We start from the raw sequence: 3,469 nt of genomic DNA, 5'->3' as shown, positions 1-3,469 counted from the left end.
AGTCGTCCTTCGGTTAGCCTGGTTTGGTGTCGCGGTCTAGAGGGAAGGGCGCCTTGTGAGTTCGCGGCCGCTGAAGGTGTTGGTCATCGACCAGGCCAAGGGCGTGTGGGGAGCGCAGCGCTACCTGCTGCGGCTCGCTCCGTTGATGCAGGAGCTGGGAGCGGACCTGACCCTGGCCGGACCGCGCTCACTCGAGTTGCACGACGCATGGCGACAAGCCGGCTTCGAGGCGGTTCACCTCGACATTCCGACCGAACGCGACATCCGCGGCCCGGGACACCGGCCGACGATGTCCGGCATCGTCCGGGAAGGCCGCGGCGGCGTGAGGGTGGCCCGAATGATCGCTCGGGTGGTTCGCGTGGGCGGCTACGACGCGATCTGGGCAAACGCACACTGGATCCACTCGGACGCCAGCCTCGCCGGCCGGATGTGCCACACGCCGGTGGTACTCCACCTTCACGAAGAAGCAACGCCTGGCGTCGGCCGGTGGCTGCGTACCGCCGCCGTCCGGATGGCTACCGAGACGGTGGCAGTCAGTGAAGCGGTAGCGGCTGGGCTTCCCGCGCTGGTGCGCAATCGCGTGCAGGTGATACCGAACGGCGTCGACGCCACCGCCATGTCGCCGCAGTCGGCGGGCGACCACGACCGGCGGCGCGCACTTCGGACGAGCCTCGGGGTCGGCGACGACGACATCATGGTTCTGGCGGCCACCCGGCTCGATCCGTCGAAGCGGATCGAAGACCTGCTGGCCGCGGTCCGCCGCCTCGGCGACCCGAGAGTGCGGCTGGTGGTGGCGGGAACGACGAGCGCCTACCCGGATTACGAGCGGAGCGTGCGCGCCCAGGCCGAGGCACTACCCGCCGGGCATGTCCACTTCTGCGGACGCCGTGACGACATGGCCGCGCTCTTCCTGGCCAGCGACGTCGTCATGCATGCAGGCATGGTCGAGGGCATGCCGCTTGGGCTGTTGGAGGCACAGTCGTGCGGAAAACCGGTAGTTGCCTATCGCGTTGCTGGTGTCCCCGAGGCGGTACTGCACGCGAGCACCGGACTACTGGCCTCGCCGGGTGACTCCGACGGCCTGTGCGATGCGCTCGGCATGTTGGTCCGCGATCCGGCGTTGCGCTCCCAGATGGGCGCCTCGGCTCGCGCGCATGTACTTTCTCACCACCGGATCGAGGCGCAGGCGGCTCGAAACGTCGCGGTGTTGACCGAAATGTGTGGGGTTCCACGGGCGATGGCGGTATGACCCACAAATTCCTCGTCGCATTGGCGACCGTTCTACTGGTCTGCGGACTGGCGTCCTGCTCCGACGACGGCGCCAAGGACTACGGGTTCCAAGTCGACGAGGCAGAGGTCAACGGTCCTGGGACCCTGGGGCTTTCGGAATCCGGTAAACAAGTCAACGGACTGTTGGTCTATTTCCACGGTTCGGACCAGACCGCGCGGGTGATTCGTGACGACGAGAAGCACAGAAACCTCTTCGATCCAGTGCTGCGCTCCGGTTACGCGGTCGTCGCCGCGGACGCACAGGGCAACGCCTTCGGCAACCCTGCGTCGCAACGGGACTATCGACGGCTCATCGCCGCGGCTCGGCAGAAGTATGGCGACGTGCCGATGTTCTTCGTCGCCGAGTCGATGGGCGCATTGGCGGCGTTGACGTTGATTAACGAGGACGCCGACAGGCAGGTCAAGGGGATGGTGGGGGTGTCGCCGCTGATGGGTATCCCGCCGCCCGCCCGCAAGGTCAACTACATCACCGGCCCGTGGGGAGGCACGGTCGACGCTTCCGCCGATCCGATGACCTGGCCGCCCAGTGCATTCGCCAATCGAGCGTTCCGGCTGTATTTGCCCAAGGACGACACCGTGATTCCCGCAGGAGCTACGGGGAAAGACTTTGCCGCGCAATTTGGTTCGGCCGCGACGATCGAAATCGTCGATTGTGAGGGTGGTCACGTGGCATCGCCGTGCTATCAAGGCGATGACGTCGAGAAATGGATCGGCGCGCTGCGCTGACGGTGCGTCCCCGAGTCGACGGCGAAGCGCGCGCCGGTGTATTCCTCGATACCATCGAGACATCTGGATTGCGATATAGCAGATCAGCATCGGCCGTAGGGGGCCTGGCACATGACACCGACAACTCGGGCGACCGTCCGCCTGCCGCCCGCACCCCGCTGGCCGCAGATTGCTCAGGACATCGCCTATCTGACCCGTGGCCAGCAGCTGATGCATGCGTTCTACGAACGGTTCGGCACCGCGTTCTCCATGCGGCTGCCCTTTTTCGGCCCTGCGGTCGTCATCAGTGACCCTGCACTGGCCAAAGAGCTGTTCAAATATCCGATCGACGCGGTGCGCGGCGCCGAACCCAACCTCGGACTGGTCCTCGGACCTGGCTCCTCGTTCGGGCTCCAGGGCGAGAAGCATCTGCGGCATCGGCGGCTGCTGCTCCCGCCGTTTCACGGAGACCGGATGCGCGCCTACGAGGGGCTCATCGAAGCCGAGACTCGTCAGGAGATAGCGGATTGGCCTGAGGGGCAAGAGTTTCCGGTGCGGGAATCGATGATGCGGATCACCCTGAACACGATCCTGCGGGGCGTCTTCGGGGCTGAGGGTACCGAGTTCGATGCGTTGCGGTCACTGATGCCGAAGATGATCAGGCTCGGTTCCAAGCTGGTTCTGCTGCCGTCCCTGCACCGCGACTTCGGCCGATGGAGCCCGTGGCGCCGACTCGGGGCGATGCGCGACGAGCTCGACGCCATCTTCGGCGTGTTGATCGCCCGTGCCGAATCCGATCCCGCATTGGAGCAGCGCACCGACGTCCTGTCGATGTTGCTGCAGGCTCGCTACGACGACGGAACCGCGATGTCGCACAGCGACATTGGGGACGAGCTGTTTACCCTGCTGGTCGCCGGTCACGAGACCACCGCGACGTCGCTGACCTGGGCGGTGGAACGGTTGCGGCGTCACCCCGAGGTGCTGGCGCGTGTGGTGGCCGAAGTCGACGCGGGGGAGTCCGCGCTTCTGCAGGCGACGGTGCACGAGGTGCTGCGTACCCGGCCGATCATCGATGCAGTCTCCCGTGAGGTCACTGCGGAGTCGATTCGATTGGGACCCTGGGTCATTCCGCGTGGACACATCGTCTCCGTCAACATCGGGCTGGTGCACCAGAATGAGGAGGTGTTCACGGACGCGACCGTCTTCAACCCGGACCGGTTCCTTGGGAGCAACCCGGGGATGTACTCGTGGGTTCCGTTCGGCGGGGGAACGCGGCGGTGTCCAGGGGCGGCGTTCGCGAACATGGAGATGATGGTGGTGCTGCGGACCGTCTTGAGCGAGTTCACGCTCGCGCCGACCGACGCAGCCGATGAACGGCGAGAGAGCCGAGGGGTGGTGTTTGCCCCACGGGACGATGGTCGCGTCGTGCTGTTTCGCCGCACGACCGGTCCAGACCAGTAGCGGAGCCTGGTGC

3 protein-coding genes are annotated in these 3,469 nt (G+C 65.9%); all 3 read left to right on the top strand.

The features are described from left to right. The first annotated feature begins 55 nt into the window (after positions 1 to 55). The 3 genes from QOC69_RS15325 to QOC69_RS15315 all read left to right on the top strand — a co-directional run bounded on the left by QOC69_RS15325 (position 56) and on the right by QOC69_RS15315 (position 3,456). Entirely contained in the window at positions 56 to 1,249 is a 1,194-nt protein-coding gene (locus QOC69_RS15325; protein ID WP_526440942.1) for a glycosyltransferase family 4 protein, read from the top strand. Continuing rightward, positions 1,246 to 2,016, top strand: a complete 771-nt coding sequence (locus QOC69_RS15320) for an alpha/beta hydrolase (protein WP_526440940.1) — start codon at positions 1,246 to 1,248, stop codon at positions 2,014 to 2,016. The genes QOC69_RS15325 and QOC69_RS15320 overlap by 4 nt, the downstream gene beginning before the upstream one ends. A gap of 111 nt (positions 2,017 to 2,127) precedes the next feature. Further along, positions 2,128 to 3,456, top strand: a complete 1,329-nt coding sequence (locus QOC69_RS15315; RefSeq protein ID WP_526440938.1) for a cytochrome P450 — start codon at positions 2,128 to 2,130, stop codon at positions 3,454 to 3,456. Positions 3,457 to 3,469 lie beyond the last annotated feature (13 nt).

Origin of the sequence: Mycobacterium sp. (genome assembly GCF_032162105.1) — a bacterium.
Classification (GTDB): Bacteria; Actinomycetota; Actinomycetes; order Mycobacteriales; family Mycobacteriaceae; genus Mycobacterium.
This window is presented reverse-complemented; position numbering and strand designations above follow the sequence as displayed.